3 protein-coding genes and 1 pseudogene are annotated in these 6,856 nt (G+C 30.8%); all 4 read right to left on the bottom strand.

What is annotated here, in order from left to right:
- Window positions 1-460: 460 nt before the first annotated feature.
- Complete coding sequence (locus tag EZH24_RS05245; protein WP_137998088.1) at window positions 461-3,814, bottom strand: DNA translocase FtsK; 3,354 nt, start codon at window positions 3,812-3,814, stop codon at window positions 461-463.
- Window positions 3,815-3,825: 11 nt separating this feature from the next.
- Window positions 3,826-4,653: an undecaprenyl-diphosphate phosphatase gene (locus tag EZH24_RS05240; protein ID WP_137998087.1), complete on the bottom strand. Its 828-nt coding sequence runs from the start codon at window positions 4,651-4,653 to the stop codon at window positions 3,826-3,828.
- Between the two features lie 165 nt (window positions 4,654-4,818).
- Window positions 4,819-5,541, bottom strand: a complete 723-nt coding sequence (locus EZH24_RS05235; RefSeq protein ID WP_137998085.1) for a hypothetical protein — start codon at window positions 5,539-5,541, stop codon at window positions 4,819-4,821.
- Window positions 5,542-5,935: 394 nt separating this feature from the next.
- A pseudogene (locus tag EZH24_RS14005) lies at window positions 5,936-6,856 on the bottom strand (ABC transporter); the annotation flags it as partial.

Below are 6,856 nucleotides of genomic sequence, written 5' to 3'. Positions count from 1 at the left end.
ATACAGCTTCAAACTCTCTATATGTATTATAACAAATTTAAAAAATTTGTCAACACTTTTTTGTTAAAAAAGCGAATTTTTTTAAAAAAATTTTAAGTTAATATGTAATTTTAAGTAAAGTTTATAAAAAGATAAAAAAATATAGTAAAATTAATTAAATGAAGTTAGCAAATTTCTGTCATTGCCGTTGCCGAAGGCACGCAAAGCGAGGCGCACAGCATGTGCGAGCCGAACAGCGTGAGGCGTGGCAATCCACACTTTATAGATTGCTTCAATAGTTTTCACTATTTCGCAATGACAAATCCTCAACTCTGATAACAAAGGGTTTTAACCCCTTGCGTGCTTTTTCTTATTGCATACTTCTGCAATTGCACACAATGGGCTTAAGCCACATTGTTATTAGAATTGTTAACGAATTCTAATTGGATTACTTCGGGCTTCTATTCTCGTAATGACAAATTTATTCTTCCAACGAAATTAAAACTTCTCTCGGTTTGCTGCCGTTTTCCGGTCCCACTATTCCCTGACGCTCCATTATCTCCACTATTCTTGCCGCGCGATTATATCCAATTTTTAATCTTCGCTGTAAAAACGATGCGCTCGCTTTTCCCGTTCTTGCCACAAGTTTAACGGCGTCTTCCCATAATTCTTCGTCAAGTATATCTTCTTCGTCCGAACTTCTATCGTCTCCATCGCTTCCTTCCAAAGCGGCTATCAAACTTTCGTCAAACATCGGGGACATTTCGCCCGATAGATAATCGACTACTTTTTTCACTTCGTTATCGGAAACGAAAGCGCCCTGTATTCTCTCTGGCATTTGACTTCCCGATGCGCAAAATAAAGCGTCTCCTTTTCCCAAAAGTTGTTCCGCTCCAGACATATCTATTATGATTCTCGAATTGGTTTTATTCGGAACTTGAAACGCCACTCTTGTTGGCAAATTAGCCTTAATGACTCCCGTCACGACATCAGCCGAAGGTCTTTGAGTTGCGATTATCAAATGTATTCCAACCGCTCGGCTCATTCCCGCCAAACGCGAAATTAAATCTTCCACTTCTTTTGAAGCGACAACCATCAAATTGTGAAGTTCGTCTATAACCAAAACTATATAAGGAAACAATTCCAAAGGTTCGCCGTTGAATTCCGTTTCTCCTTCTTTTATAAGCTGTTTTACTTTTTCGTTATAAGTTTTAACATTGCGGACAAAAAATCTTTCCATTCTTTCGTATCGTTTTTCCATTATGTCGACAATATATCTCAAGACTATCGTGGCTTTTTTCTCGTCCGAAACGACTGGAGACATTAAATGAGGAATTCCGTTATAAATAGAAAGTTCGACTCTCTTTTTATCGACAAATATAAATTTAAGCTCGTCTGGACGGAATTTATACAAAAGCGAAAGAATTATTGTGGACAAACAAACGCTCTTTCCGCTTCCCGTAGTTCCCGCAACCAAAAGGTGAGGAGCTTCCGACATATCCGAAACTACATTATTTCCGTAAATGCCTTTGCCCAAAACGAACGGAATATCCAATTTGGAATTTCTAAAATCTACGCTTTCCAAAACTTCTCTCAAATAAACGGCGTTTCTCACTTTATTCGGTATTTCAATTCCAATAACCGAACGACCGGGAATCGGCGCAATTATTCTAACGCTCTCCGAAGCCAAAGCCAAAGCGATATTGTCCGTAAGGTTCGCTATTTTTGAAACTCTCGTTCCAGCGGCAAGTTCGAGTTCGTATCTCGTAATAACTGGTCCTCTCGAAACTCCCGTAACTTTTGCCTCGATATTAAAATCAAGCAAAGTGTTTTCAAGTTGTATCGCCGTCTGTTTTATCGATTCCATCATAGCGTTATCGTTAATTGGAATCGCTCTGTTTAATAAATCAAAAGGAGGAGATTTATAATGTTTGTCGACATATTTTGCGTCAAAATTGGACTGTATCAAATCCAAATCGCTTTTTGTTCTTTTGATTATCGCTTTATGACTGTCGTTTATAATATTGATTTTTTTATCGGATTCAATATTTATAAAAGACGGAGACTCATTATTATTTTCTTTTATCTCTTTAAAATTTATATTGTTTATATTTTCTAAATTATTATTTTCTTCAAAATTAACTTCGTTATTATTTTCGCTTATTTCTTTTATTTGAATATCTTCTATATGATTGGGATTATCTTCCGTTTTGTATAATTCTTCTTCGTCCAAATCGAATTCTTCCAAATTATAATTAAAATTATTAGAATGAAAATTATTATAATTTTCGGGAATATGGTCGGCTCGATTATATTCTCTTTTTGAAGCGTAACCCATATTAAATTCAAAAGGTTTATTATTATTTATATTATTTGAAACGGGAATATATTCTTCATTATTCGGAGTTTTATTTTTATTAACCATATTTCTTATTTTTGAAAGAATATCCTCTTTTTTTCGATTAAAATCTTCCTTACCATCGGTTTTATTATTCATGTTATTTGTATAATAATCGTTTTCTTTATTTTCAAAATTATTTTCGACTTTATTGATTTCACTTAATGAATTTAAATTATTGAAATTCAAATTTTCTTTTTTCTTTCTTAATAAATATTCGCTATAATCGTCATAAGTATTGTTGTTCGCTTTAATAAAATTTTCAGTTTTGTCGAATCTTGACCTCGAATGAATAGAATCTTCGTAGATCGCTTTTTTGAAATCGGACACTCTCGCTCTGTTGATATTAAAATCCAATTCCAATTCTTCACCGTCAATATTATTTGAATTATTATTTTTATCTATTTTATTTAAAGAATATTCGGATAAAAAATCGTTATTTTGTTTGTCATTATTATTATAATTATTTTTTTTATAATCGTTTCCGAAAACCGCTTTTGCCAAAGAACTTCCCAAATCTTCCTCTTCGGTTTCTAAAGTATTTACATTAAAATTATTATTCTTCAAACCGTTTACAATATCGTCTATTTTATTTTCGTTATCAGAATAATTATTTGATTCGTTAAAAAAATTTTTATTAAAATTATTTGAATTATTTTTTCTTTTTAATTTTTCTCTAAATTCTTCTTCGTTAAATGAAAAAGGATTGGAAAAATTATTCGATTCCTTAATTTTTTCTATAAACGGCAATGTTTCAAAATTCATATCGGAAATTTCTTTTTTATAAAAAATTGGTAAATAATCTTTAGTTTGAAGTTTTTCGTTATCGTTTGAATTAGTTTTATTTATATTATTTTTATTTTCGTTTATTATTTTATTTTCAAACTCTTTTATTTTTTTCAAATTGATTTTGCTTAAAGAATTTTTTAAATAATTTATTAAATCCAAAATCGAAACTTTAGCCAATACGATAGTTAAAATAATCAAACCAGATATTGTCATTATAAGAGCGCCCGTTTTACCGAATAAAGAAATTAAACTCTCTCCGATAACCGCTCCCATAATTCCGCCTTTTTTATAAGAAACGATATCTCCCAAATTAATGTCGAATAGAACGCTCAACAATATCATTAAAATTGAAGAAGCGAGCGCCGACAACGGAATTTTACTTGCCGAATTTTTAAGTATAATATTGATTCCCGCATATATAAAAAATATTGGAAAAATAAAAGAAGAATAACCGAAAGCCAAAAAAGAATTAACGGAAATATAAGCGCCGAAAATTCCGAGTAAATTTTGAGATATATTTTCATTCAAATCTATATTTTCAGAATTCAAACTAAAATACGAAAGCAGTAATATTCCCGCAAAAAGCAGACATAAAAATCCCGCTATATCGAAAATTGGATTTCTATTTTTATCGTCAAATTTGTTCATAAAAAACTCCGTCAATTAACCGCGACTGTCGTAAAATATAAATATACGGCAATTCCCACTATCATACAGTAAAAACCAAAATGAAAAAATTTTCCTCTTTTCAAAAACGACATTAATAATTTCAAAGCTATTATTCCGAATACGAAAGAAGTAACAACTCCGATAACGGCGTAAACAATATCGAAATTTTTGAAATCTCCCAAATTTTTTAAAGACAAAATCAAAGCTCCGAAAATTGCGGGCAAAGAAATTAGAAACGAAAATCTTCCCGCAAAATCTCTATTCAATCCCAAAAATAACGCTACGCTTATAGTCATTCCCGAGCGAGATATTCCGGGAAAAACCGCCAAAGCCTGAGCGACTCCTATAATAAAAACATTATAATAAGTGGTGGAAAAAACATCTTTCTTTATCGGTATTTTATCCGTATTTTTAGTAAGCAGAAGAATAGAGCCAGTGATTATAAGATTCAATCCTATTCTATGCATAGGCATATCGCTTAAATATTTCTCCAAAAAAAATCCTACAATCGCAATCGGAATAGAAGCTATTATTACCATAAAAGCGATTCTAAAACCTTCGTCATTTTCGCTTGCGTTTTTAAAATCTTTCAAACCTAAAAAAAATCCTTTAATCGCGATTAAAATATCATGCCTAAAAATTAAAACTGTCGCCAAAAAAGTTCCAAAATGAAGAGCTATTTCAAACGAAAGTATATTTTCCGTTTTGAATCCAAGAAAATATTCCGCTATTCTCAAATGCCCCGAACTCGAAACGGGCAAAAATTCGGTTATTGCCTGAACTAATCCTAAAATTATAGGCTTTATAGGTTCTATCATAAAACTACCCCTATTTATTATTTTTTCGGATTATAATAAAAAAACAATAGTAAAAAATTATGTAAACTAATATTATTATAAATGAAAAATTGTAAATAAAAAATAAAAAATGCGATAACTAAAAATAGCTACCGCATTTAATTATTTGTAGTAAATAAAAATTAATTAATCGTTTACGAAATAAAAACTAATTTGTCCTCCAATATCGAAAGCGCCCAAATTATTTTTGCTAAATCTATCGTCTTTGATTTGCGGACCGAAATCGTAACCCGCGTATAATCCTATTCCCAAAGCGATTTCATCGTCAAGGAAAAATAAATAATCCAAAGTCGCTTTAATATAAGGAATATAAGGATTTTTGAATTTACTTTTTACGGAATCGAAATTATATTTTGTTTCGGAGTCCACAAACTGATTTTGATTTTCGTCATAATTTTTAGTTTTTTCGCTTCCCGATACGATTAATTTTATTCCTCCGCCTATTCCGATATAGAAACGAGCGATATTGAATTTTGGAAGCAAGCCGATATTTATCGTGTCGAAGTAATAACCTGTGGCGACATTTTTGTATTGAGAGCCTCCAAGTTTATTTTCGTTGTAGGAAAAAACCTCTCGTTTATAGCCCAAATCCAAAGCTATTGAAAATCCCATATAGTCGTCAAATCCCTTATAAAAACCCGGAAGTATCCCGACTCCGAATTCAAAACCCGATTTGCTCGACAATACTCCGTCATTTTTATCGGCGTTAACGTTATGAGTTTGACTTTTTGTGGAAATCGAAGCTCCCAAAGGAACGAAAAAACCTATTCCTGGCTCGAAATCTGCAGCAAATAAATTTGACAAACCGCTTAACGAAATTAAAAAAGATACGATTAATATTTTTCTCATTGTAAAGTCCCCCTTTAAAATGTTTAATTATATTTATATTATAATCGGATTTTAATTATTTGTCAATATATTTTACACTAAAATTTGTTAATTTTTACTATATTTAGAAAAATTAACAATTAAAATGATACAAATACTACAATATTTTAGGGTTAGAAAAATATTTTTAATTTGCAGTAAGCGATTTTTTTACGAAATTTGATTGTTTGATATGAAAAATTAAAAAAAATAAGCGGGATTTTGGAATTTTTGGGAACTATTTGGGAAAAATATTATTTCTATAGCAAATAAATTAAGCGTTCTATATTTTTAATTCCGTTTTCTTTTTTGTTCTTTTATTTCGTTATTAAAAATTATCGAATTAAATTTTTCTATATTCAAAATTCAAATTTTTTTATTTATCTTTCCTAAACTTTGGAATGCTCGGCAATATATAATCAAACAAAGTATAACTTGCCATATATAAAGCGTTTTCGTCCGAAGGATTTATCGCGTTAAAATCTACTTTATTATTTTTTATATATCCGTAAGCCTCGATTATTCCTTTGTCAAAATTTCCGTATAAATATTTCATTGAAGTATAATAATCGCCCGAAGTGTCGGCGGAATATGTGAACATTAATTTTGTTTCGTTTCGTCCTCGCAAATATCTAAAAATATCGATATTATTAGCTGGAGATAAGAAAATATCTTCGCTGTCAAAAGGTTTATCGTTGGTAGAAATTCCTATATAATGAATCGCTGGAATATTTCTTTTTGAATCCGTTTTTGCAGATTGAACGGCTAAAGTTTCGAGCGAATTATAAAAATTAGTTTGCGTTTTCAATTCCACTTTAACATTTCCCAAATTTAATATATCTCCCGAAGAATATTTTAATTCTCTTATTTTAATAACATCCGCATTCTTAAAAGCGTCCAAATAAGCGAAAGGAACGGTAAATAAATTTGCATAAGAACCCGTAATATAGACCATGTCGACTTTTGAAGCGTCTTTAATCATTGCAGAAGATAGCATTCCGTTTTCGATGGATTTCAAAGCCTTTATTCTATCTTGAGCCTTGCTTATATTTGTAAAAGAAGTTAAAAATCCGTTTAATTTTTCTCTGTCGATTAACTCCGATTTTTTTACTTCTCTGTCGCCTACGATATAACTATAAGCGATATATTTTGAATTCTCGTAAGAATAAAATATGAACATCGTATTTGTGTTTTCGTTTGAAAATATTTCCGAAGCCGTTTCTATATTTTCTTCAAAATCGCTTTCTGGAACTCTTATTTTATTTAAAAGTCCGTAAATATAACTCGCGTTTGTTTT

This window comes from Brachyspira catarrhinii, from assembly GCF_005518285.1.
Lineage (GTDB): Bacteria > Spirochaetota > Brachyspiria > Brachyspirales > Brachyspiraceae > Brachyspira > Brachyspira catarrhinii.
Note: the sequence above shows the minus strand (reverse complement) of the source record. Positions and strands in the feature narration are given on the sequence as shown.